Origin of the sequence: Variovorax sp. ZS18.2.2 (assembly GCF_024701975.1) — a bacterium.
Classification (GTDB): domain Bacteria; phylum Pseudomonadota; class Gammaproteobacteria; order Burkholderiales; family Burkholderiaceae_C; genus Variovorax.
The window spans coordinates 26,087-49,346 of sequence record NZ_JANLNM010000003.1; the positions used below are offsets into that span (position 1 = coordinate 26,087).

Annotated in this window: 26 protein-coding genes; 8 read left to right on the plus strand and 18 right to left on the minus strand. The window is 66.7% G+C overall.

Annotated features, from left to right (window positions below; genetic code table 11):
• Window positions 1-172: 172 nt before the first annotated feature.
• On the minus strand, window positions 173-2,062 hold the full coding sequence (locus tag NU688_RS13900) for a tannase/feruloyl esterase family alpha/beta hydrolase (RefSeq protein WP_257861248.1): 1,890 nt from the start codon (window positions 2,060-2,062) through the stop codon (window positions 173-175).
• Window positions 2,063-2,258: 196 nt separating this feature from the next.
• Here NU688_RS13900 and NU688_RS13905 point away from each other — a divergent pair, with 196 nt between their 5' ends.
• Window positions 2,259-3,161 carry an AraC family transcriptional regulator gene (locus tag NU688_RS13905; RefSeq protein WP_257861249.1) on the plus strand — a complete coding sequence of 301 codons (903 nt, stop codon included), beginning with the start codon at window positions 2,259-2,261 and terminating at the stop codon, window positions 3,159-3,161.
• Window positions 3,162-3,195: 34 nt separating this feature from the next.
• On the opposite strand, the gene NU688_RS13910 is transcribed toward NU688_RS13905, so the two are convergent.
• From NU688_RS13910 to NU688_RS13920, 3 genes are all read right to left on the minus strand, one after another.
• A complete protein-coding gene (locus tag NU688_RS13910; RefSeq protein ID WP_257861250.1) occupies window positions 3,196-4,356 on the minus strand; it encodes an ABC transporter substrate-binding protein in 1,161 nt (386 codons plus the stop codon).
• Entirely contained in the window at window positions 4,353-6,053 is a 1,701-nt protein-coding gene (locus tag NU688_RS13915) for a tannase/feruloyl esterase family alpha/beta hydrolase (RefSeq protein WP_257861251.1), read from the minus strand. The genes NU688_RS13910 and NU688_RS13915 overlap by 4 nt, the downstream gene beginning before the upstream one ends.
• A 296-nt stretch (window positions 6,054-6,349) precedes the next feature.
• Complete coding sequence (locus NU688_RS13920; RefSeq protein ID WP_257861252.1) at window positions 6,350-7,138, minus strand: alpha/beta hydrolase; 789 nt, start codon at window positions 7,136-7,138, stop codon at window positions 6,350-6,352.
• 282 nt (window positions 7,139-7,420) lie between these two features.
• Between NU688_RS13920 and NU688_RS13925 the strand changes: the two genes are divergently transcribed.
• Entirely contained in the window at window positions 7,421-8,212 is a 792-nt protein-coding gene (locus NU688_RS13925) for an alpha/beta hydrolase (protein ID WP_257861253.1), read from the plus strand.
• Window positions 8,213-8,220: 8 nt separating this feature from the next.
• Here NU688_RS13925 and NU688_RS13930 read toward each other — a convergent pair whose 3' ends face one another.
• The 3 genes from NU688_RS13930 to NU688_RS13940 form a co-directional block, all read right to left on the minus strand.
• Window positions 8,221-9,417: an MFS transporter gene (locus NU688_RS13930; RefSeq protein WP_257861254.1), complete on the minus strand. Its 1,197-nt coding sequence runs from the start codon at window positions 9,415-9,417 to the stop codon at window positions 8,221-8,223.
• A 293-nt stretch (window positions 9,418-9,710) separates the two neighbouring features.
• On the minus strand, window positions 9,711-10,166 hold the full coding sequence (locus NU688_RS13935) for a GNAT family N-acetyltransferase (RefSeq protein WP_257861255.1): 456 nt from the start codon (window positions 10,164-10,166) through the stop codon (window positions 9,711-9,713).
• Window positions 10,163-10,318 carry a hypothetical protein gene (locus NU688_RS13940; protein WP_257861256.1) on the minus strand — a complete coding sequence of 52 codons (156 nt, stop codon included), beginning with the start codon at window positions 10,316-10,318 and terminating at the stop codon, window positions 10,163-10,165. The genes NU688_RS13935 and NU688_RS13940 overlap by 4 nt, the downstream gene beginning before the upstream one ends.
• A gap of 125 nt (window positions 10,319-10,443) precedes the next feature.
• Here NU688_RS13940 and NU688_RS13945 point away from each other — a divergent pair, with 125 nt between their 5' ends.
• Window positions 10,444-10,704 (plus strand): helix-turn-helix transcriptional regulator, encoded by a 261-nt coding sequence (locus NU688_RS13945; protein ID WP_257861257.1) that lies wholly within the window; start codon window positions 10,444-10,446, stop codon window positions 10,702-10,704.
• Complete coding sequence (locus tag NU688_RS13950; RefSeq protein WP_257861258.1) at window positions 10,701-11,375, plus strand: hypothetical protein; 675 nt, start codon at window positions 10,701-10,703, stop codon at window positions 11,373-11,375. The genes NU688_RS13945 and NU688_RS13950 overlap by 4 nt, the downstream gene beginning before the upstream one ends.
• Before the next feature lie 52 nt (window positions 11,376-11,427).
• On the opposite strand, the gene NU688_RS13955 is transcribed toward NU688_RS13950, so the two are convergent.
• Window positions 11,428-11,613: a hypothetical protein gene (locus NU688_RS13955; protein ID WP_257861259.1), complete on the minus strand. Its 186-nt coding sequence runs from the start codon at window positions 11,611-11,613 to the stop codon at window positions 11,428-11,430.
• 197 nt (window positions 11,614-11,810) lie between these two features.
• Between NU688_RS13955 and NU688_RS13960 the strand changes: the two genes are divergently transcribed.
• Complete coding sequence (locus tag NU688_RS13960) at window positions 11,811-12,254, plus strand: GFA family protein (protein ID WP_257861260.1); 444 nt, start codon at window positions 11,811-11,813, stop codon at window positions 12,252-12,254.
• A gap of 12 nt (window positions 12,255-12,266) precedes the next feature.
• Here the strand turns inward: NU688_RS13960 and NU688_RS13965 are convergent, their stop codons facing one another.
• From NU688_RS13965 to NU688_RS13980, 4 genes are all read right to left on the minus strand, one after another.
• On the minus strand, window positions 12,267-12,761 hold the full coding sequence (locus NU688_RS13965; RefSeq protein ID WP_257861261.1) for a protein tyrosine phosphatase: 495 nt from the start codon (window positions 12,759-12,761) through the stop codon (window positions 12,267-12,269).
• A 63-nt stretch (window positions 12,762-12,824) separates the two neighbouring features.
• Window positions 12,825-13,370: a hypothetical protein gene (locus tag NU688_RS13970; RefSeq protein WP_257861262.1), complete on the minus strand. Its 546-nt coding sequence runs from the start codon at window positions 13,368-13,370 to the stop codon at window positions 12,825-12,827.
• Window positions 13,371-13,388: 18 nt separating this feature from the next.
• Window positions 13,389-13,784, minus strand: a complete 396-nt coding sequence (locus tag NU688_RS13975) for a DUF1801 domain-containing protein (protein ID WP_257861263.1) — start codon at window positions 13,782-13,784, stop codon at window positions 13,389-13,391.
• The gene (locus NU688_RS13980; protein ID WP_257861264.1) at window positions 13,781-14,215 is read right to left on the minus strand and encodes an ester cyclase; all 435 of its coding nucleotides are present in this window, start codon (window positions 14,213-14,215) and stop codon (window positions 13,781-13,783) included. The genes NU688_RS13975 and NU688_RS13980 overlap by 4 nt, the downstream gene beginning before the upstream one ends.
• Window positions 14,216-14,370: 155 nt before the next feature.
• Here NU688_RS13980 and NU688_RS13985 point away from each other — a divergent pair, with 155 nt between their 5' ends.
• Window positions 14,371-15,297 carry a protein NO VEIN domain-containing protein gene (locus NU688_RS13985; RefSeq protein WP_257861265.1) on the plus strand — a complete coding sequence of 309 codons (927 nt, stop codon included), beginning with the start codon at window positions 14,371-14,373 and terminating at the stop codon, window positions 15,295-15,297.
• 7 nt (window positions 15,298-15,304) lie between these two features.
• Entirely contained in the window at window positions 15,305-15,655 is a 351-nt protein-coding gene (locus NU688_RS13990) for a hypothetical protein (RefSeq protein WP_257861266.1), read from the plus strand.
• A 16-nt stretch (window positions 15,656-15,671) separates the two neighbouring features.
• On the opposite strand, the gene NU688_RS13995 is transcribed toward NU688_RS13990, so the two are convergent.
• The 5 genes from NU688_RS13995 to NU688_RS14015 are packed head-to-tail and all read right to left on the minus strand — an operon-like array spanning window position 15,672 to window position 20,751.
• Window positions 15,672-16,097 carry a hypothetical protein gene (locus NU688_RS13995; RefSeq protein ID WP_257861268.1) on the minus strand — a complete coding sequence of 142 codons (426 nt, stop codon included), beginning with the start codon at window positions 16,095-16,097 and terminating at the stop codon, window positions 15,672-15,674.
• Window positions 16,098-16,105: 8 nt separating this feature from the next.
• A complete protein-coding gene (locus NU688_RS14000) occupies window positions 16,106-17,440 on the minus strand; it encodes an adenylosuccinate synthetase (RefSeq protein ID WP_257861269.1) in 1,335 nt (444 codons plus the stop codon).
• Window positions 17,441-17,455: 15 nt separating this feature from the next.
• Window positions 17,456-18,424 (minus strand): VWA domain-containing protein, encoded by a 969-nt coding sequence (locus tag NU688_RS14005; RefSeq protein WP_257861270.1) that lies wholly within the window; start codon window positions 18,422-18,424, stop codon window positions 17,456-17,458.
• 26 nt (window positions 18,425-18,450) lie between these two features.
• Window positions 18,451-19,428, minus strand: coding sequence for a protein kinase family protein (locus NU688_RS14010; RefSeq protein WP_257861271.1), 978 nt, complete (start codon window positions 19,426-19,428; stop codon window positions 18,451-18,453).
• A 12-nt stretch (window positions 19,429-19,440) separates the two neighbouring features.
• On the minus strand, window positions 19,441-20,751 hold the full coding sequence (locus NU688_RS14015; protein WP_257861272.1) for a hemolysin family protein: 1,311 nt from the start codon (window positions 20,749-20,751) through the stop codon (window positions 19,441-19,443).
• 23 nt (window positions 20,752-20,774) lie between these two features.
• Between NU688_RS14015 and NU688_RS14020 the strand changes: the two genes are divergently transcribed.
• A complete protein-coding gene (locus NU688_RS14020) occupies window positions 20,775-21,626 on the plus strand; it encodes a symmetrical bis(5'-nucleosyl)-tetraphosphatase (RefSeq protein WP_257861273.1) in 852 nt (283 codons plus the stop codon).
• A 16-nt stretch (window positions 21,627-21,642) separates the two neighbouring features.
• On the opposite strand, the gene NU688_RS14025 is transcribed toward NU688_RS14020, so the two are convergent.
• Window positions 21,643-23,202 (minus strand): M20/M25/M40 family metallo-hydrolase, encoded by a 1,560-nt coding sequence (locus tag NU688_RS14025; RefSeq protein ID WP_257861274.1) that lies wholly within the window; start codon window positions 23,200-23,202, stop codon window positions 21,643-21,645.
• Between the last annotated feature and the right edge of the window lie 58 nt (window positions 23,203-23,260).

Here is a 23,260-nt window from a genome sequence, read left to right on the forward strand (position 1 = left end):
ATGCGAGAAGCCCCGGAAGCATTCGGATCCCCATACTTTTGTTTCCTGCGGCGCGGTCAAGGCGTTCTGCCCGTTCTCAGAACGGGAGCGAGCCGACAGTGTCGTCCAGAAAACTTCCGGAACGCTGACCACCCGGTCTGCCCGGGCGGCCGGCGTTGCGTCCCGCAGCGCGTCACCGGCATGCGTAGCTGGCAGCCGCGAAAGCATCACCCGATTGGTATGTCGCCTTGAGTGGATAGACACAGAACGGCTGGCCTTTGCCGGGTGCGGTGCTCGTCGCTGCGCTCGTCACATCGACGCGCCCGGGCTCGATGCCCTTTTCCACCCAGTCGGTCAGCATCGCGTACTTGAGCGCCTCGCTCGGGACCGGCGGATTCGCGTCGGCGTTGACGGTCCCGTTCGTTCCGTAGTGGCCCATTCCGGGAACGAGATAGAGCTTGTAGAAAGAATTCGCCGCCGCGAATACGTCGGCAGGCGGAGACTTCAACGACGCATTGAGCTGATTCGCCACGGCCGTGTAGTACTGAAGCAGCCCCTGATGGGGAATCAGATCGTCCGACTGTCCGACAAAGGTGATGAGCTTCCCGCCACGCGCCTGGAACGCTGTCAGATCCGGGTTGTCCGTGTTGATGTTGCCGAACTCGGATTGAAGCGCGATGCCGCGATCGAAGATGCTGCCGAGGTCGGCATAGCTGAGGTTCTTCCAGCCATCAACGCCGTTTCCCGTGGCATTGAGAAAACTCGGGGTCGCGAGCGTGGGGTCCTGCCGGATGAGCGCAATCGTGTCCGTGGCCAGGGTCTGTGGACTCACCGGCCCCAGGATTGCACCGCCGCCGAATGGTGAAGTCGCCAGCGGCGCACCGCGCGGATAGCCGTACCACAGGCGCGCCCCCGCGAGACCGACCGCGTATCCCGTGTCCGCCGCCGGCGCGGGCACCGAGCCATCGCGCGTGGGTCCGTACCAGACCTTGACGATGCTCTGTGCCTGCGCGCTCGAAACGCAGGTCGCCGGGTCTGTATTGCTGCCCCCGCTGCCGGTGCAAAGCACCTGCGGATCCTGCTGCGGGTCGTAGGCGCACTGAGAAGGATCGATCAGGTAGCCCAGATGTTTTCCGCCAACCAGATCGCATGCACCGAGCGCCGCGGCAGATACCGCATTGACTTGCGCGATGCTCATGGCGACACCGCCAAGATCGCGCTGCGTGATCAATTGGCCATAGAGCGTGGCGGTGTTGAACCTCGTCCAGTTTATGGCTGGCGAGCTGGCAATGATTCCGTCGAAATCCCCTGGGTACGCCTGCGCCTGCTTGAGCCCCTGGCGTCCTCCGGTCGAACTGCCGTGCCAGTAGGTGTATTTCGCGTCCGCGCCGTAGTACGCCCGGGCCAGCGCCTTGGCCTTGAGCGTCATTTCATGGATGCCGCGTTCCGAGAAATCGGACCATCCCGCCGTGTTCACGGTGCCATCGGGATTCATCAGGAAGTCCCCGTTCGACAAGGTGTGCCCCGTATCGGTGGTCGCGGATACAGCGCCTTCCACGCCAGCCACATCCCAGGGGCTGGCGAGCGGACTGAACGAGATCGCGCTCGTGGAGGTCTGGGTTCCACCCGCCCAACCGGTGCCGCCGATCAAATGGATCTTCCTGTTCCAGGCGACCTTGGCAGGCAGCCATATTTCGATCCCGATCCCGGCTGTGGTGGAAGGTGCGTCCGAAGGTCCAGCGTGCCCCGGCCCCACGATCAGCTTCACCAGGCACAAGTCGCTTTGCGCGATGGGCGTTGCCGGCGTTGCGGCGCCGGAGAGCAGGAGCGCATCACCCTTCTTGAAGGACCTCGCCAGCAAGACAGAAGTGTTCGCGTCCGGCGCGAAGCCGGTCTTCATCGCGTCGTCGCATGCGAGGCCTTGCGCGCCGGATGTGTCGGTCGGCGGCGGCACGGGAGGCAAGACCAGGCCGGGTGCCGAACCGCCATCCCCACTTCCTCCACACGCCGTCAACCCTGCAAGCAGGAGTCCGGCCGCCAGGAAATGCCATCGATTGCAACGACGATACCGCTCACGGGTCATTGTGTTTTCTCCGAGTTGTTTTTCGGCGGGCAGACATTGCGCGGCCGCTCGGCGCGATCTGGCGCCGCGGGTCGATTTCAATGGGCAAGCGGAATCCGGTCTTGCCGTTTCGACTCACTTTTGAACAAACGACCCTCATCGAAAACACTAAAGTGGCGCAGTTGCCGTGTCGGCTCGCCGACGTTCTGGAGGAGATATGGTCTTCAAGCTGAGCCGGACTGCACTGGACGATGCAGCGCGCAATCGCGAGAACGCGAGTCTTCTTGCGCCGTCGTTGACCGCTGCCTGGAACGGCCTGCCCTTCGCATGGGTCGGCACTCCGGAGGGCGCCTGGACAAGCAGCTTCACCACGATCGCGCCAACGCTGTCGATGATCGAATCCGGCGCCGTCACATCGCGCATGACCGTGGGCGGTCGCGGGCACGACCTCAATGCGGGCGCCGGCGCCCTCACGCTGTTCAACGCGGAAACGCGCGTCCAGGTGAACCAGGTCGACTGCCGTGATGCCCACCGGCTGCTGCTCCCGCTCGATCTGACCGCACTCGAACATCAGGGCTTGGCGCAGGAAGACCTGCTCATGAATCTCCGGCAGGCCGTCGAGTTCCACGATCCTTCCCTGGCCGCCGTGCTGCGGGCGATGCTGCGGGAGGTCCGGCTCGGCTGCCCCAACGGACCGCTCTACGCCGAGTCGCTGAGCTGTGGCGTGCTGGCCCACCTGATCCGAAGCCGCGGGCAGGCGCCGGTGCGGGAACGCGGGACATTGACGGAATGGCAATGGTCGCGGCTGAACGAACTCATCGCGGAAAAGCCGATGAGCGAGCTGACGCTCACGGCGCTATCGACAAGCGTGGGCATGAGCAAGTCGCAGTTCGTCCGCATCTTCCGAAAGTCCACGGGGACCTCGCCGCACCAGTTCATCGTTCACAGGCAACTCGAGGTCGCACGCGGGCTGATGCGTTCGTCGAACGCCGCGTTGGTGGACGTGGTGGCGCAAGCGGGGTTTGCGAGCCAGAGCCACTTCACGCGTCTGTTCCGGGACACCTACGGCATCACGCCGGGAGAGTTCCGGCGCAAGGCTGGCGGTGCTCTGCCCCGTTGATTCGCCCTGGCCGACACTGCCCGCGAATTGCCGATCAGCGCAAGACCCGTTTCGAGGCCCCGACGATCGTCAGTTCGACATGATTCGATCCGTTGTGGTTGCGCTCGGAGAAACGCACCACGTAGCCGCCGAGGTCGAGTTCGCGAAGCCCTTCGAGACCTCGCACGAGGCTCTCGCGCGTCGGGGATGGGCCGGCCTGCTGCAATCCTTCGACGAGCACCTTGGCGGACACGAAACCCTCCATGTGGTTGTAGCCAACTTCCACGCCCTTGCGGCTCGCCAGCTCGGACAACTCGCGCGCAAGCTTCGTACCGCTGCCCCACGGATAGGGCATCACCTGGGCGATGGCGACGCCCTTGCTGCGATCGCCGAGCGCCTGGATCAGTTGCTGCGAGCTGACCACGGACAAGGCATAGAACTGCGCGCTGGCGCCGGACGACTGATAGGCCGCGATGAAGTCGCTCGTGAGCTTGCCTGCTGTGGCCAGGATGATCACCGGCGGCCTGGCACGCGCGAGGTCTTGCGCCGCCACTCGCAGCCCGCTGCCGTCGATTTCCAACGGCGCCGTCGCCGCCAGCACCACGTCGCGCCTGGCGGCAGCGCTCTTGACGGCATCGAGCCCTCCCTTGCCGAACGAGTTGTTCATGTAGGCCACGCCCACGCGATCGATGCCCAGGACGGCGAGGTGCTGCACGATCTTCTCGATCTCGTCCGCATAGCCCGCGCGCACGTTGAAGACATATCTGTCGAAACCGCTGCGCAGGGCGTCGGTTCCCGTGAAGGGCGCGATCAGCGGCACCTTGCGCTCCCGCAATACCGGGAGCGCAGCCAGCGTGGTCGGCGTGCCCGCGAGATTGAAGAGCGCGAAGACACCCTGCTTCTCGATCAGCTGCCGCACGTTGTCTGCCGTGCGCTGGGGGTCGTAGGCATCGTCCAGCGCGACGACCCGGACCTGCCGCCCGTGCACGCCGCCCCTGGCATTGACCTGCTCGAAGCACCACGCCGCGCCTTCCTGGAGCTCGCGCGTCAGCGGGGCGAGCGGGCCGCTCAGCTGGCACGACTGGCCGATCAGGATCTCCGCGTCCGCCTCGGCGCGTGGCGCCGGCGACGCCCACGGCGCCGCAACCAGCGCCGCCGCACCCGCGCCCAAGATCCGCAAGGCGCGACGCCGCGTCGCCGTAGCGCCAGTCCTCACGGTGTGCAGGTGAAGCTGGCCGCGGCGTTGACGTCGCCCGTCCCGTTGTAGCGCGGGTACCTCGGCGCCTCGCAGACCGGCATCGTCCGGGCCGTGGCACCGGCCATGAAGTTGTAGGTCAGCTGGTCCGGCGCCTTGCTGCTCTCCACCCAGTCGACGACGGCGCTGAGCCAGTCGACCTCGTTCAGGTTGCCGCCCGCCCCGTGGGTCGGGGCGGGAACGATGAACATGCGGGCGTTGGTTCGCGGATCGGCCAGGCCGAAGGCCTTGGCGGCGGCGGACATGGTGGTGAAGTTGCGAACGTGGTCGTTCGCCGACATCAGTGGATCCCCTGCGTCGTGCCAGGAGAGGAGCTTGCGGCCCGACGCCACGTAGGCCGCGATGGCGTTCCTGTCGTGGTCGGCGCCCAGTCGCTGAAGGCCGCTGCTGAAGATGTAGTAGTGGCGGTTGACGTCGAAGCTTGCCAGGTTGGGAGCGGGCGCCGTGCCCGGGGGCGGTGCACCGAACCACAGTGGATCGTTCGTCGCCAGGAACGCGAAGCCGCCACCCAGGCCGCCATAGCTCGTGACGCCCAGCGCGGGCACGCCGGGAATGGGTGACGAAGGCGCGAAGTTGGTCCAGTTGTACTTGCTGTACGCGGTGGCGCCGGTGGCCAGCGTCAGGTCGCTGAGCAGGCCCGCGAGCGTGGGAACCTGCGCGGCCGACAGGCACAGGGCAGGGTCGGCATTCGCGCCGGGCTGGCCGCATTGCAGCGAGGCGGCAGGGAGGGTGCATGCGCCGGGGTTGGCGAGGTAGCCGTCGGTCGCGCCGTCGCTGGCGTCGCAGGCTGCCACTGCGGCCGCGTAGGCGGCGGTGTACTGCGGCGGGCTGATCTCGGCCGGCGTGGCCGCCTTGGCGGCTGTGTTCATCAGGCCTGTGACGGCCCCGCCCATGTCCATGGTCTCGCAGCCGGCGACGATGCCGTCGAACTCCTGGGGCCAGCGCTGCGCGGCGATGTAGGCGTTGCGTCCGCCGTTGGAGCAGCCGCTGAAGTAACTGTGGCTCGGCGCCTTGCCGAAGAAGGCCTTGGCGACGGCCTTGCCGAAACGCACCGTGGTGCCGCCGGCGGCGTAGGCGTAGTCGATGGCCGACTGCTGGCCTTCGGGCGTACCGCTCACCCACACGCCCGGCGCGGCCTGTGCGGGAACGCTCGCCCGGTTGCCGCCGTTGGATGCCGCGTACACCGCGCCCTTCACGGCGAGCACGGGGCTCACCGCAGTCACCGCGCCGCCCGCATCGGTGGTCACCACCGAGGCGATGCGCCCGTCGAAACCGCCGCCGCCCTGTTGCCAGTAGCGGCCGGTCCAGTTGTCGGGCACGTCGATCTCGATGTCGAGGAAGGGTGCGCGTGTGCCCAGCACCTGGCAGAAGCCCGACGGGTAGATCGGCGCCTTGGCCTCGAAGCGCACGGTGCCCGTGACGGTCACGCCTTCGATGACCTGTCCCTTGAGCGTGTTGCAGGTGCTCTTGAGCTGTTCGGCCGTGGGCCCGGAAGGCGGCGGTGCGGGGGGCGCCGGGGCAGGTGCGGGCGCAGGAACGATAGGCAGAAAGCCACTGCCTCCCCCGCCGCCGCCTCCGCAGGCCTGCAGGGCCAGGCCCGCAGCCAGCAGCAAGCCCTTTGACAGCAGGGCTCGGGGAACACGTTTTTCGTCGCGCATGCTTTTTTCCAGTGTTTGAGTCGTGCGCCGGGTGTCCGGCAAATCTCGCTTGGTTGCTTCATCGCTCGGATGATCGACCGACCGACCGGTCGGTTTAAAGCAGCGCGAGACTAACGCAGGAGCGCGAACGCAGGCAAGCGGCGAAGGCTCGGGACTAACCCCTAAGGTTTACATTCGCACCGGCTGGCGCATGACGGTGTCTTGGGGTCTGGGGACTGGAAGTCGAGGGATCCGGGGAGCGCCTGTAGCCGCGCTCCCCGGTGGCTTCACACGGCACTGCGCGGTGCCGTACCCGATCACTGGGCTGCGACGGCCACCTTCTCCGCGGCCTTCTTGATCAAGGCGGCAACCGCCTTGGTATTCGAAACGTAGACGGCGTGGCTGCCCGGCGTTTCGGTGACGACGGCACCTGCGCGCTTGGACATGTTGCGCTGCGCGGGCGGCGGGATCATCTTGTCGTCGGTGGCCACGAGGTACCAGCTCGGCTTCGACTTCCATGCGGGTTCGCTCACCGCGCCACCCAGGGCGGCAACGCCCCACGGCACCTGCGAGTTCGCCATGAAGGCGGCCGTTTCGGGCTTCACATCGGCGGCGAAGGATGCGGCGAACTTCGTCTTGTCGAGCATCAGGAAGCCATCCTGCGGCGGAAGGATCGGGGGCACCGGCGCGCCGGGCGGCGGGTTCTTGATCAGCGAATCGACCGACTCGCCCTTGTCGGGTGCGAACGCGGCGATGTAGACGAGGCCTGCCACCTTGTCGTCGTTGCCCGCCTCGGTGACCACCACGCCGCCATAGGAGTGGCCGACCAGGACGACCGGCTTCTTCTGCGCGGCGATTGCGCGCTTCGTGACCGCGACATCGTCGGCCAGCGAGATGGTGGGGTTCTGGACGATGGTGACGTCGTACCCGTCCTTCGACAGGATCTTGTAGACGCCTTCCCAGCCGGAGCCGTCGACGAAACCACCGTGCACGAGAACGATGCCGGGCTTGGCCGGCGCGGCGGCGGCAGCGCTGGCTGCACCGGTTGCGACGACTGCGGCACCGAAGATGGCGGTGAAGAGCTTTGCGATCTTGAGCATGGACATTTGCGACTCCTGAATGCGCCCTTGGGCGCGTTGATTGAACGAGTGCTTGGAAGGGATGCCACTGAAAGCCGCACACAGAACTTTCGCGGTGATGTGAATTTAAAACTCAATTGTTTAAGTGTCAACTATTTATTTTTAAAGCTGTTTTTTGAGACCCTGCGCTTGACGGATGCGTGGGCCCTCGATCACGCAAGACGGGACGGCGGATGACGGCGATACCAGCGATAACATCCGCTCCTGAGACCACAGGGCCCGAAGACTTTTCCACCCAGGAGATCGTCGATGCGCAACGCTGCCGGATGCTGGATCGCGGGCTTTCTGATCGCGCTGGTTTCGCAAGTCCAGGCGCAGATCACGCAGAAGGTGGTCGACATTCCCACCCGTCCCGGAGTGACGCAACGCATGCTCGTGCTGTCGCCGCCGACGACCAAGGCCGCGGTGATCCTGATCGCGGGCGGGCACGGAGGGCTGCAGATCTTTCCCAATGGGTCGTTCAAGTGGGGCGCCGGAAACTTCCTCGTGCGCACGCGGCAGTTGTTTGCGGACCAGGGCTTGATGGTCGCGGTGATCGACGCGCCGTCCGACCGGCAGAGCCCACCCTTTCTCACCGGGTTTCGCCAGAAGCCCGAGCATGCGGCCGACATGAAAGCGGTCATCGCGTGGATGCGCGAACAAGCCAAGGTGCCGGTGTGGCTCGCGGGCACCAGCCGCGGGACGCAGTCGTCGGCCTACGTCGCCACCGAGCTTTCCGGCCTCGAAGGCCCGGACGGCATCGTGCTGAGTTCGACCATCCTCACCGACGATGCCGGCCGGCCTGTTCCGGCCATGCCGCTAGGAAAGATCCGGGTCCCGGTGCTCGTCGTGCATCACGAGCAGCACGGTTGTGCACATTGCGCATTTGCCAACGTGCCCGCGCTCATGGAGAAGCTCGACAACTCGCCGAGGAAAGAACTGTTGAGCTTCAAGGGCGGGGAGAACAAGGGCGACCCGTGCGAGGCCATGGCGTATCACGGCTTCAATGGGCTGGATCGCGAAGTCGTTCCGCGGATCGCAGGTTGGATTCTTGCCAAGTAGGCGCGAGCTCAGGAACTCGTCCCGCTCTTCGCACTTTCTATGGAGAAGATGGCGATTGCGGCAAGGAACGACAACACCGAGGACGCCAGCATCACGCCCAGCACCGCAAAGTGCGCGTTCGAAGCATCGACAACCAGCCCCGAGAGAAAAGCGATGATCCCGGCGCCGATCACGGTCAACGCAGCCGCCAGACCCGACGCCGTGCCCGCAAGTCCTGGGCGTATGGACAGGACTCGTGCGTTGGCCGCGGGCATGGTCAATCCGTTGCCCAGCCCCACGCACACGCAGGGGCCAAAAAACGCGAACGGGTGCGTCATGCCGCACATGGCCAGAACCAGTCCGGTCACCAATCCCAGGCAAGTCAGAACCCGTCCCGCAAGGATGAAGCTGATCGGCGTGTGGCGGGAACTTGCGTGTCCGACCACATAGCTCCCGACGATGAAGCCCGCGGGGACCATCCCCATGTAGAAGCCAAGCGCCGTGCTCGATGTCCCGCCCGACCGCGCGACCACCAGGGGCGCACCGCCGAGAAACGCATACAGCGTCCCGATGGCGAATGCCATGCAGAGCGCATACGCCCAGAACCGCGCCGAACGGATCAATTCACCGTAACCCCTGAGCTGGAGTGCGACCGACTTCGTGCGATGGATGTTCGTCTCCTTCATGCAGAAGGTCACCAGGCACAGGCCCACAACCCCAAGGACTGCAAACGCAATGAAGTTTGCGCGCCACCCGAAAGATGAATCGAGTATTCCGCCGATGGCCGGCCCCACCATCGGCGCGACGGCCCATGCCGAAGACACGTAGCCGATCCGGCTTGCCGCCATGCGCTCGTCGCTGGTGTCTCGAATTGCCGCAAGAGAAACCGCGTATCCGGCGATGACGGGGCCTTGGAACAGCCGGCACAGCAAGAACATGCCGATGTCGTTCGCCAGGCTGCAGCCGATGGATGCCACCGTGAAGACGGCGAGAGCGATCAGCGCGATCGGCTTGCGCCCGAACCTGTCCGACAGCGCACCCGCGATCAGGTGCGTGAAGGCTGTGGCGATGGCATATCCGGCGATGGCGACGTTGACGAGCGCAAAGTCCGCACCGAGGTCCTTGGCGATGCCCGGCAGCGAAGGCACGAACATGTTGACCGGAAGAACCGCGATGGCGGAAAGGGCGATCAGGACTGGAAGACGTGGATTGGCCTGCGAATGCATTGCTGTTGAACTCCTTGACACGGCGCTGTCGAAATCGCTTCGATGGCGCCCAGAGAGAAAGATCGAATCACCGGGGCGTGCTGTTGCACGGCCTCTGATCTACTCGTGTCGGGTCCAACAGGAGTCAATGCGTCGCCAGTCCTTATGAAGCCGGGCGACATGAATGCGAGCAGGCTGGATGCTGCTCCAACGAGCGGGTGTGCGCTCTGGCTCAAATTCTGCCTCATCCACGCGCAGCCCCGAATTCACCGAACGCTGCCCGCTCCCGACCAGGCTCCGCGTTCTGCACGCGCTCATTCCCCGAGCACAGGGCGCTTGGCGATGAACGCCTGCTTCTCGTGCCGATCGAAGCCGGCTGCCTCGTAGAACTGGAAGGTCGCTTCATCCTTCCTGCCGGTCAACAGCATGACCTTGTAGCAGCCCTGCGACCAGGCGATTGAAAGCGCGGCGGCAAGGACGGCCTTGCCGTGGCCCTGCCCCCGGTGGTCGGCGTGGGTCACGACGTTTTCGATCACGCCATAGGGCTTGCAGCCGCGCGTGAGATTGGGGATGACGGTGAGCGTGCAGCTGGAGACGAGCTTGTCCTGCACATAGACACCGAGGCATCTGCAACGCCGATTGCCCGACAGTTCCTGCCAGACCGCATCGACGGTGGCCGGGTCCGGGAGCGGGTCGTCGACCTCGTGAAGATGTCGATAGAGAGCCAGAAGCTCTTCGAGTTCTGATGGGGCAATCTGACGAATTTTCATGGCTCACCCAGGTCGAACCGCACAGCCCAGAGCTCTTGCTTGAGCCTGGCGACGCGTTCGAATTCCTCGGGCAGGCGGCCCGGCAGCAGAGGCACGGACACGCCAAGCCCCTGCAACGCCGCCATCCGCAGATCCTCCGCAATCACCGCCATGCTGAATCCTCCTTCGTCACCTGACCGTGGCTATTCTGACGCCAGGCTTCGCGCGCTTGCACAGGCGCGGGCCGGAGTCCGGCGAGGCTGGAGACATGGCTGGACCGCGCGGCGACAATCCCGCCATGGCTCAAGGCAAACGCATCTCGGCAGACATCGACAGCGACGCCCTCCAGGCGATCAGGCACATGGGGGCGCAGGCCAAGCTGGCGCGCACACGTGCCGGTGAAGGCCAGGCCACGGCCGCCACGCGACTGGGCGTGCACGTCCAGACAATCGCGCGAATCGAATCGGGTGAGCCTGGCGTTGCCATCGGGCATGTGCTGGGCATGCTCGCGCTCTACGGCATCGCGACGAAGACGATCGAACCAGGGAGCACCGAATGACGACCATCGAGAGACGTGTCGGCTCGCGGCAGCAAGGGCGGACAGTGCAGACGATGTTGCGCACCATGACAGCTGCAGCAACGCTGTCGCTCCTTGCCGGCTGCCCCGCGGACACCCCGGCGCAATCGCCGGCCGCGCTTGCCAGCCTGCGGCAGCAGATCGATGCCGTCCGGGTCTGCGCGCCGCTTCTCTCGGGAACCTGGCCGATCGAGTTCAGCGCGGACAGCCTCGCGACACCGCCCGTCGACGCGCTGGTAAGCGCAGGCATCGTGCGCCGCGTGCCGCTGCCGAATCCGGGTGGCGAACGCCCTCGCGTGCGGATCGATCTCGTCCAGGAGACCGGCGGCGATGCGCGCCTGTATCGCTTGCGGCCCGAAGCCCCGCCGAACCCGCAGCTGTGTTTCGGCCGCAGGCAGGTCACGACGATGCAGCATGAAGCGATGGGCAAACGCAGCGGGTTGCTGCACTACGCCTACCGCGTCGCCGATGCCCCCGCATGGACCGCCCGGCCCGACATCCGCGCAGCCTTTCCCTTCATGGTGGCGATGCTGGACGGCGAACATCGGACGATCGGCGCGACGGGCCTTCAGGCCGATGGCTCGTGGCGCGTGACGGGCGACCCGCAGGCGCAGGGCGCCGATCCGATGGAGAACAAGGGCTTCCTGCCCTGAGGCCAGTCCATCGCCGATGAAGGTCACCCCGCAGGGCGACCGATTGCGCGAACTAGCGCTTGAACAGCTTGTAGGCCCCGAACGCCAGCAACACGGCGGCGAAGACCAGCATGCCTGCGGATTTTCCGGCCGAGTAGCCGGCCTCAGCGCCCGCTGCGGCCTGCGGGAGATTCATCCAGCGGGTCATCGCCCATCCACCCCACACGACGGCGATCACGCCCTGAACCTTGTTCCCCATGCATGCGCTCCCTTGATTTGGAGCGCGATGATACCCATCGGGAACCTCGTCGAGATCGCATGCCGCTCGCACGGTCCCACTCCGCGCGATTCGCGACGATCTTGTTACTCCCTCGCCGTGCGTCCGCTCGAATAGATTGGTCATCACGCCACGCGGCACGCGTGCGTTTTTCTCGAACCAACTGAACGGAGCGCTCCATGACCGACATCGTCGAAAGAACAGCAGAGATCGACCAGCCTTACACCGGCGGTTGCGCATGCGGCGCGATCCGCTTCGAAATCTCTGGCGAACCGGTCTTCCAGAACGACTGCCAATGCCGCGACTGCCAGCGCAAGAGCGGCACCGGCCACGGTTCGTACCTCACCTTCCCCCGCGGCGGCGTGAAGTACAGCGGCGAAGCGACGCTGTGGGACATGGTCGGCGACAGCGGCAACGTGAAGACCCGCGCGTTCTGTCCGCACTGCGGATCGCCCGTGTACCTGACCTTCGCCGCGATGCCCGACGTGTTCACCGTGCATGCCGCGAGCCTCGACGACCCTGGCCGTTATCGACCGCAGGCGGTCACGTACGGCGTGCGCGGACACGCATGGGATTTCCTGGACCCGGCATTGCTGAAGTTCGACAGGATGCCGCCGATGTGAGGTCGCCCGGGCCTACCGCATGTGCGCCAGGTCGCGCAGGTCCGACCGGATCGCCGCGCGGTCGGCACCTTGAAGCGGCAGGCTCACGAACAGCTCCAGGCGCCGGCGCAGCACGAACATCATCTGGATGGCTGCGCGCACGGCGTCTTCGGGATTCTCGATCTCCGCAATATCCGGAAAGGCCCACAGCGCCGCATCGGGCTGACCCGGCCAGCGTGGTTGGGCGAGCGACGTTGACTCGTCCAGGGTGATGACGAACTCCGCGCGGGGTGCGCCCGATGCGGTCAGGTCGTTCCAACTGCGCGGCGGCGCGTCCAGCTGCGGAATGCCTGCGTTGTCGAGCGCGGCGACGGCCGCGGGATGGATGCCGCCAGCGATCTTTCCGGGCTGGCCGCACGAGAGCACCGTGAACCGGCTCCCGCCCAGGTGTGCGAGGCTGGCGTGCGCCAATCTGCTGCGAAGGGAATTGCGTCGCGAGACGAAGGTAACCACGATGCCTCTTGCCATGAGTTCCAGTCTAAAACGAAGATGTGTCGATCGCACGGGACGATGCCCGTCGGCCCGATGCCGTCAACCGCCCTTCCCTGAGGCTGACAGCACCTCGAAGGGCTCATCTCCGGCGCCTTTGATGTCCTGGTCGTACCGGAATCCGACCGCGGCCTGGGCGAGTTCCACCGGCACTTCGAACATGTAGTCGACCTCGCCGTCCGCATCGGCTTCGTGCTGCGCGAGGGCCCGCGCCCGGATGGACGGGAGTTCCTCCGGCAGCGTTCCCGTCTCCTCGAGGTCCAGCAGGCCGCGCTCGGCATCGTGCACCGCCGACCAGGCCAATGATCCGTTTCGCCAGCAGCTGACGGCGCTGACCATCACGTGCTCCTCGATCTCGCACGCGAAGACTTCACCACGCAAGGAAAGCTTGCGCAGGCTCGCATCCGAATGCAGGGCGGAGTCCGCCGAGTTGATGAACACCAGGAACCAGCCCGAGGGAAGGTCCACGCCGCAGAAGTCGGACTCGGGCAACTCTTCGCGAACGCCGGTGGCGCGCAGCCCGCAGTGAGCCAGCGCTTCTTGGCGCCGGTCGGCCTTCACGGCCAGCCATGAAATGGCAAATCCCATGTTTCTTCCTTCGTGTGTTCAGGCCGTTGGCTTGGCCGTGGGGTCGCCAAGCAGGCGATTGAGTTCAACAGCCTCCGTCGCGAGACGCGAGACAGTCGCTTGAAGCAGCGGCGTGTCCTGCCGAAGCGCGAGTGTCGCCATCTCGTACTGGCCGCCGGGCTTCAGGCGCGGCTCGATGTGCCGCATCCGCTGGCCGCGCCAGAACCCGAAGAGCACGCGCTCGGGTTCCGCCCGTATCAGGAGCACCGGTCCGGTGTGGAAGCCGACGATGTGCCCCCATTTGAGGCGCTCTTCCAGTTCGGGCACGGCCTCGCGGACGGCGCGTCGCAGGGCGGCGGCGTAGTCTCGCTGCCAGCCGCCCAGGCATGCGATGTATTCGTCCGGCGTGGCTGCGGAGGTCAGGACCATCTTCATGGGAATCGCTTCGCTTGTTCCGGTGCCGCACCTTTGCTGTCGTTCATGAGCTGAGCTTCGATGGCCGCCTTGTCGATGACAGACCAGACGTTCGCAATTCTTTCATCCAGGAATTCGTAGAACACGTTCTCGCTGAAAGAGATTCTTCGGCCATTCACGGGCAGCCCGAGAAAGACGCCCTTCGGCGAGCAGTCGAACTGCAGCCGGCTGGCGATATGCGGCGGCTCGGCAATGAGCAGCCGGATGTCGAAGTGCAGATCGGGGATCTCGTCGCAGTCTTTCTCCAGCATCTCGCGGTAGCCGGACAGGCCGATGCGTCGGCCGTTGTAGCGAGCCTCGGTGTGAACGAACCTGCCAAGACCCGGCCAGTCCCGCGCATTCAGGCAGGCGATGTAGCTTCGATAGATGCTGGGGAGATCCGTCCCTGTCATGCCGATTCCTTTCTTCGAACGAGTGTGCGATGCAGGGCTGGCTCCGCACAGCGCAAGAATGGCCGATCGCGGCGCCCCCGACAAGTGCGGCGGCCGGCGTGCGGCACCCGATGCGGCATACTCCCACCCCCCAAACACGCCACAAAACCACCCGCATGGACAAGGAAGTCGACCCCCACGTACTCACCGTCATCGATGAGATGCGACTCTCAGGACCCCGGCTCACGCCGGTCGAGATCGTCGCCAAGATGGGGGTGTTCGACGCGCGGGAAAAGCCGTTCGACCAGGCCTGGCTGGCGACCGGCGACAACGTCATCGCGACCATCTGGGCGGAGTATGTGAGCGTGGGCACCGGCAACCGCTGGTTCTGCCTCGAGTCGCTGGATACGCAGCTTCGCGCCGGCGGCGGCACACGCAGCCCCTTCCAGGTCCAGCGCGCGAAAGACCGCCTGGCCTTGCTCAAGCGCACCTTCGACGCCGGCCAGGGCTTCCGGGCCGTGCTGCAGACCAACCGGGTCGCCATCGCCGAGCTGGAGAGCAACAAGGCCGCGAAGGTCTCCACGCGCGTGCGCGACGATGCCGAATGGCACGTCGCCAGCTGGGAGCCCGAGGAGCAGATCGCGGTGCTGGTTCGCGGCCCGCGCGGCTGGACGCCCGACGAGGCGGAAGTGAAGGCCGCCGCGGCACGGGGCAGCGTGCCGGTCGTGGCCGAGGCCGAGCCGGAGGCCGACGCCCCACCCGCCCCCGTTTCGCGCGAAGAGGTCCAGGCCGCTGCCATGGACTACGTCATGCGCCACTTCAAGGGCTACGGCTACAACGCCGAGGACCTCACCAGCAAGAACATCGGCTACAGCATCGAGGCGTCGAACGCGAAGGGCGCGACGCTTCTGCGCGTCGTGGTGAAGGGCACCTCCACCGGATCGCCCAAGTTCCAGCTCACGAGCGAGGAGCAGGCCTGCTCGGTGCGCGAGCCGCTCTGGCGGCTGCTGGTGGTTTCCGACGCAGGCAGCGCGATTGCGCAGCACAAGATCTACAAGCCTTCGGAGATGAGCCAGACGCCTGGGTTCGAAGCACAAGGCTGACGCGATCGTGTCGTTCCTTCTCTCGCTGGTGCTGCCGTTCGCCGTGTGCGTGCTGCTGGTCGGCATCACCTCTGCATTCTGGTGGGGCAAGTTGCAGAAGCCCTGGGCCTATGTGACCTTCGCCTTCCTTGCCGTGCTCGGTCTGCATCGCGTGCTTCAGGCGGGTGCGGATTTCATCGGGCTCATCGCCTCCGCCTCCACGCCAGGCGGTTACTTTCTCGAATACCAGCAGAGTCAACCGGACCTGGTGCAGATGGTAGAGCGCTCTCTCACCACCGAAGCACTGCTGGTCTCGACTGTCCTGGTCGTTGCCGGCTGGCCGCTTCTGCGCTGGCTGCGGGCGCTGCTGTCGCGTTGACCCGTCGGCGCCTCGTTCAGAGCGTCTCCCAGACCTGAACGAGCCCGACCAGATGGACAAGGCCGAACACAAAGCAGATGGCCGAGCTCCACACCCAGAAGGCGCTCAGCCGCTGCCGGTCGAACACGAACAGCACCACGGCAACAAGCCCCCGCAGCAGGTAGACAGCAGTGATGGCGGGCAGCACGAATGCCAGCAACGGCAGCGGTTGCAGCACTCCCGCACCGGAGAGTGCGTATGCGGCCCAGACGCCCAGCACGCCGGCGATCAGCAACGTGACGATCGGCGGATACCAATGCCCGGCCGCCGCGCCCACGGCCATGCGCTCGCCTGCGCCGAAGAAGCGATACCACGCGGGCCCACCGAAGATGACGCAGATGTGCAGCAGCGCGGCAATGGCGCTGAGTGCTGCGCCGACGATCAGGAAGATGTTGGGCGTCACACGGTCTTTCAGATGTGCTCTCGCGCACGCACGGTGTCGCGCGTCGGACCGAAGGCGCCGAAGCGTACCGGCAGGCCGGTGAAGGTTTCGACGCGCTCCGCCCACGCTCGCGCGGTGCCGATGGGGTGCGGTTCGTAGAGGGGCTGTGCGCCTTGCAGCAGCTGGGTCAATGCGTGCTGATGCCCGAGGTCCGGTTCGTCGCTGAACGGCAGTGATCCAACTTCGGCACCATCGGCCGTGCGGTAGCCCGTGCACCAGCGAAGGCCCGCGCCCTCGACGGCATCGAGGTGACTCGCCACCAACCCGTCGAGCGGCCCGACCGCCGCGAGCGCATAGCGCAGCAGCAACGCATCGGGATGGCCGCGACGGAACGCGCCCTGCCAGCCTTCGTCGGCGTTGTGCGGTTCGGCGAATCGCGCGTCGAGTGCGGGATCGTGCGTGGGCAATGGGCCCGGGCCATGACGCGTGAGGTAGCTGCGCAACACGCCGAAGTGCTGCACATGCGCATCGACGCCCGCGTCGTGCAGCACGGCCTCGACTGCGGCCGTTGAGATGGTGCTCCACGTCGTGTGCGGATGAAAGCCGTGCCACTCATCGAGCAGCACGCCCTGCGCGCCTTCGAACAGCACGGTGCCGGGACGCGCGAGCCTTGCACCGATGGCGTCGGCGCGTGCAGGGGGCGACAGGCGGACACATGGCGCCGCAGCGTCGAACCAGCGCTGGGCGAGCGAGGCGTCGGCTAGCAATGCCAGCTCCTGCGCGGCCTCGGGGTGCAATGGCGCCATGTCCGCGAACTCGCGGCGCAGTGCCACGCGCGAAGCCTCCAGCTTTTCGAGCGTGCGCGCACGATGCATGAGGTCGCCGTAGCGCAATGCATCGACGGGCGCAGCCAGCGCCTGCCGCACCGTCTCGCCGACGCCCACACCGCAGCTGCCGTGTGCCGCTGTTCCCCTCGCCCATTCACGCAGCCGGCCCGCGGCCTGATGGAACGGCGTCGTCACGCGGCAGCGCGCATCGATCTGCAAGCGCGCGAAGGCATCGGACACGCCCACGCGGCGCAGCGCCTCTTCCTCGACACGCAGCGCCGTCGGATGCACCACCACCGGGCTCGCGAGCACCGTCGCCACGCCCGCATGAAAACTGCCGGCGCCGAACTGCGAGAAGGTGTGATGCCGCCCATCGGCCAGCACCACGTTGTGGCCGGCCTGTGCGCCGCCGTTGAAACGCACCACCGTGTGCGCCTGCAACGCGCCGCACAGGTGGTCGGTGAAGAGGCCCTTGCCGCAGTCCCCGAAGCCCAGGCCCAGCAGCGAGACGTAGCGCGTGGCCGCGGCGGTCGTCACACGGTGTTCAGCCGTTCAGCCGAAGAGCCGCTTCCACCACGACGACCGCGGTCCGCTGGGAGACGGCGGTGCGCGGCGCGGCGCGGTCGGGTCGAGCAGCGCGGCGTACGCATCGAGCGCGTGCAGCACGCCGCCCACGCGCTCCTTGGCCATGCCGGTCGCGCCCATCACCCTGGCGAGGCCGTCGAGGTTGGGCACGGCCTTCTCGGTGAGCGCGACGATGCCGGCAGCCACGGCGCAGGCATCGTCGGGCGAGTCCATGCAGATGACGTGATCGCCCAGCAGTTCCCGCCAGCGCGGCTCGCAGCGGCGGCGACGCTGGGCGTCGGGGATCAGGAAGAACAGGTTCGTGGTCTCGGCCGCGGCGGCGATGACTTCCTCGATGGGAATGTCCTCGTCGAGCTTCTCGCCGATGAGGCCTTCGATCTGGTGGCGCGAGACGGCGGGGTACGGCAGCTCGTCGCCGGTCACGAACAGGTAGCCGCGCTTTTTGCGCTTTACCCAGCAGTCCATGTCGGTGTGCTGCGCCATCACGTAGAAGGCCAGCTCGTAGCTCTCTTCACCGCTGCCACCACCGCCGCCTTCGAGATAACTCCAGGTAAGCCACTGATCCATGAGGTTGGCGGTCGATTCGAACTGGCCGACCTGCAGCGGTGCGCGGTCGGAGGTGGCGTCGCCGATGGCCATGAACATGAGCTGGGGGTCGGCCACGCCGCAGTCGGTCAGCAACTTCATGAAGGTGGGCAGCTCGCGGCGCGCGAGGGTCTGCGGGATATCGCCCATCGAGCCGGTGACGTCGAGCGCGAACACGATGCCCAGCGAGTTGGGGTGGTCGGCGTTGTCGCGCGACTCACGCACCTTGAGGCCGTGCGGGTTCATGAGCGCGTGCGTCGCGGTCTGCGTGAACACCTCGGCGCCTGGCTTGGCGGCGCGGTCGGCGATCAGCGCCGTGTGGGCGGCGTGCGAGTAGTTTCCGTAACCCATGGGGTGCTCCTTGGAATGTCTGTCAGTCAGCCGCCGAGGCGCGGCGCGGGATCGAAGTGAACGAACTGCGGCGCGCCGAAGGATTCGCGCGATGCGGCCGAGAGCGCCTGTTCGATGCCCTGCGCGCCGAGGCGTTCGCAGAAGGCGGTGTCTTCGCTGCACTGGCGCAGCAGCGTGACCAGTGGCGCGGGTGTGTGCGCACCGAAGCCAGGGTCGCCCGCAGCGCCGCCGTGCAGCACTGCGCGCACGGTCCACGCGGCCTGCGCGAGATCGCGCGCCGCAGCGGCGGCGTGCGCGGAACCCGAGGCCTGCCGCGCCTGCGACCAGCCGATGAGCAGCACGCCGTGGTCGCGCGGATGCACCAGCGCATGCGCGGGCGAAAGATCGCGGTGCGCCCAGCCGGCGCCATGCACGAAGGCCAGCACCTCGAGCATTCGGCGCCAGATCCACACGGCGTGGCGCGCATCGATGCCTTGCGGGTTGGCCTGCTGCACGTCCTGCAGGCTGCCCCAGAAACCGGTCGGGTGGCGCAGCACCAGCACCTGGCGCTTGCCGTCAGCCAGGCCTTCGGCGACGCCCGTGCCCAGTGGCTGCGGCAGCCGGCGCGTGAAGTAGACAGCGCCCGGAACAGACAGGTCTTGCAGCGCCTGCAGCACCGCGCCCTCGCGCAGCAGCACATCGTTGTCCGACGCCTCGCGCGCCAGCTTCAAGGTGACGCGTTCGGGTACCGCACCGAGCCGTTCGGCGAACAGCACCTCGCTGTGCTCGCCGACACCCAGCGGCGCCAACACGCGGTAGCGCGCGCCGCGCCATTGCACGATGCGCCCGCCTGCAACGTCCGCATTGGCACGCCGCAAGGCCGCACGGAAGCTCTCGCGCTCCACCGTTTCCTCGCCGCGCGTGATGGTCGCGCCGCAGTAGCTGCAGTTGACGGTGCGCCAGCGTGCGGCGCGTGGCAACGGCGCGGAGCATTGCGGGCAGCTCAGTGCGAGCAGCGACAGCATGCCCGTTCCTGCTTATTCTTCGCGCGGCGCCGCGGGGTCGGGCGAGGCCAGCACGCGATCGATGCGCCGGCCTTCGAGCGCCACGATCTCGAAGATCCATCCCGCGCACTCGATGCGCTCGCTCACCGCGGGCAGGCGGCCCGACACCGACATCAGGAGGCCGGCCACCGTGTTGTAGCGGCCGCGCTCTTCATCGGGCAGTTCGCGGATGCCCAGGCGCGCACGCAGCTCCGACACGGGCATCAGGCCATCGAGCTCCCACACGCCATCGGGCCGCTCGCGCGCCCAGGCGTCGGTCTGCATGCCGGGCTGCAGTTCGCCGGTGATGGCTTCGAGCAGGTCGCGCGGTGTCATGAGGCCCTGCACCACGCCGTATTCGTCGACCACGAACACCAGCCGGCCGGCGCGGGCGCGGAACTGCTCGAGCAGTTCCATGCCGGTGAGGGTCTCGGGCACGAACACGGCGGGCGTGGCCTCCTGGCCGAGCACACCCTTGTGGGCGGAACCCAGGCGCAGCAGATGCGCCACGCTGATCACGCCGACCACGTCGTCCAGCGAGTTGCGGCAGACCGGATACCACGAGTGCACGAGGTTGAGCGCTGCCGCGTCCGCCACCTTCTGCAAGGCTTGCGACACGGTGTTGGAGGCGTCGAGCCATTCGATGTCGGCGCGCGGGATCATCAGCGACGAGAGGCGCCTGTCATCGAGGTGAAACACGTTGCGCACCATCTGGTGCTCGTGCTGCTCGATCACGCCGGCGTCCACGCCTTCTTCGAGGCTGGCCGAGATTTCTTCTTCGGTCACCGAACGTGCGGCATTGGCATCGATGCGCAGCACCTTGAGCATGGTGGCCGTGGCGCCGGCCAGCAGCCACACGAAGGGCTTGGCGCCCTTGGCGAGACCCCGCATCGGACGCGACACCCAGCGCGCCACCGGCTCGGGGTAGAGCTGGCCGATGCGCTTGGGCACCAGTTCGCCGAAGATGATCGTGAAGAAGGTGATGCAGGTCACCACCACCGCGGTAGAGGCGATGCTGGCGGGGCCTGCGCCCATGCCCATGTGCTCCATCCACACCGCGAGCGGCGCGGCGAAGGCGGCCTCGCCGACGATGCCGCTCAGCATGCCGATGGAGGTGATGCCGATCTGCACGGTCGAGAGGAATTGCGTTGGCGATTCCATCAACTTGAGCGCGGCGGCCGCGCCGGTGTCCCCCGTTTCGGCCAGGGCTGCGAGGCGTGCGCGCCGGCTGGTTGAAAGGGCCATTTCGGACATTGCGAACACCGCATTGAGGGTGGTCAGCAAGGCCAGCAGCAAGACATCCATGAACAGGGGGAGAGAATGAGGGAATGGCACTTTACTGTATCGGCGACGTTCAGGGCTGCGACCCTGCCCTCGGGCGGCTGCTCCGCGAGATCGATTTCTCCCCCAGCCGCGACACCCTCGTGCTGCTCGGCGACCTGGTCAACCGGGGGCCGGATTCAGCGGCCGTGCTGCGCCGCGTGCAGGGCTACGGCGCCTCGGCGCGGAGCCTTCTGGGCAACCACGACCTGCACCTCCTGGGCGTGGCGCACGGCGCGCGCAAGGCCGGCCGCAAGGACACGCTGGCCGACCTTTTGGCTGCGCCCGATAGCGAAGCGATGCTCGACTGGGTGCGCAACCAGCACATGGCGCTGCATATGCAGATCGGTGGCGGCGACCTGCTGATGGTCCACGCCGGCGTGCTGCCGCAGTGGACGGTCGGCGACACGCTCGCGCTGGCGTCGGAGGTCGAATCGGTGCTGCGCGGCCCGGCGCTCGGCGACTTCCTGCTCACCATGTACGGCGACGAGCCGACGCAATGGAGCGACACGCTCACCGGCAGCGCGCGCCTGCGCGTCATCGTCAACGCGCTCACGCGCCTTCGCTACTGCACGCCCGAGAGCGTGATGGACTTCGAGACCAAGGACGGCGCGATCCCCGCGCCCGAAGGCCTCTTGCCGTGGTTCGACATGCCGGGCCGCAAGACCGCCGCGGCCACCGTCGCTTTTGGCCACTGGTCCACGCTCGGCTGGCTCTCGCGGCCCGACCTGCTCTCGACCGACACGGGCTGCGTCTGGGGCGGGTGCCTGAGCGCAGTGCGCATCGGTGCGACGCTGGGCGAGCGAGAGTTGATCCAGGTGAAGTGCGAAGCGGCGCAGAAGCCCGGCAAGTCGGCCTGACGGGCGCGCCGTCCGCTCAGAACCCGTGCGTCATCAGCGCGTACACCGTCTGCACGCCCGTCACGTAGTTGCCCATGCGCAGGTTCTCGTTCGCCGCATGCTGGTTGTTGTCGGCATTGACCAGCGGAATGATCGCGAAGGGCACCTGCAACACACGCACGATCTCCGCCGTCGGCACGGTGCCGCCCATCATGCGGATGCGCACCGGCGCGGGCGTGGTGCCGAAGGTGTCGGTCAGAGCCTTGTAGGCCCATTGCCCGATGGGTGAGTTGATCGGCGAGCCCGCCGCGTCGGCGCCCTCGCTGCGGTAGGTGAAGCTCGCGATCTTGTCGTAGCGGGCACGCTCCTCGTCCGTTGGCGCGCCCTTCACGAGGTGGTAGCCCTGCTTGGCAATGTGCGCCTCGATCAGTTTGCCGAGGTACGGTGCATCGGAGTCGGGCGTGGTGCGCAGGTCCATCTCGGCCTCGGCCTTGTCGGGGACGATGTTCGCCACCTTGTCGCCCACGGCTGCCGAAGCCATGCCGCGCACGTTCAGCGAGGGGTACTGCATCGCCTCCTGGTAGTTGGCTCCGACCTTGTCGGTTTGCGCGATGCCCAGCCGGCGCTTGAGCGCGGCCTCGTCGTCCGGCACGGCGGCCATGATCTTGCGGTCGGCCTCGCCGATCTTCACGCGGTCGTAGTAGCCGGGAACGGTCACCCGCCCCGTGTCGTCCTTCATCGAGGCCAGCAGGTTGGCCAGCCGCTGGGCCGGGTTGGGGGCGTAGTTGCCGTAGTGTCCGCTGTGCAGCGGCACCTTGGCGCCGTACACGGTGAGCCGCGCATCGGCCGCGCCGCGGTTGCCGAACACCAGCGTGGGCCGGTTGGTCGCATGCATCGGGCCGTCGTGGATCACGATGGCGTCGCTGCGCAGCAACTCGCGGTGCGCCTGCATGACCTTGCTGATCGATGGCGAGCCTTTTTCTTCCTCGCTGTCCAGGATCACCTTGACGTTGACCGCCGGCTGGCCGCCGCCGGCCTTGAGCGCATCGATGGCCGCCAGCAACATCATGATCGGACCCTTGTCGTCCGCCGAGGCCCGGCCGAACACGCGCCACTCGGGGTCGAGCGGGCCGCTGAAGAGCGGGGCGGAATCGATCTCTTCCCAGTCGCCCTTGTCCGTCCTGCGCTTGAGCACGGGCGTCCACGGGCTCTTTTGCGCCCACTGCGCGGGAATCACCGGCTGGCCGTCCAGGTGCATATAGAAAAGCACCGTCTTTCGCGAGGGATCGCTCCCCGGGAACTCGGCGTAGAGCATCGGCTTGCCGTTGTTGGGCAACTGCTGCGTCGTGAAGCCGCGCTTGCGGAAAGCCTGCTCCAGCCAGTCGACGTTCTTGCGGATGTCTTCCGCCACGGTGGCGTCGTTGGGCAGGGACAGCAGCTCGAAGTATTCGCGGTAGGTGGCCTGGGCATGGCGCTCTGCGAGGGCTGGCGAGAGTTCGGCGGCTGGCGCAAGGCCGTGGCCCAGGAGGAGGAAGGCTGCGGGCAGCAGCGCCATCAGGTGGCGATGGGAGTGAGTGGTTGAGGTGGAAATAGGCATGGGTGGACAGCGAAAGAGAGCGGGTGTCCATCCAGCATAGAAAGCTGCCGGGCTTTCA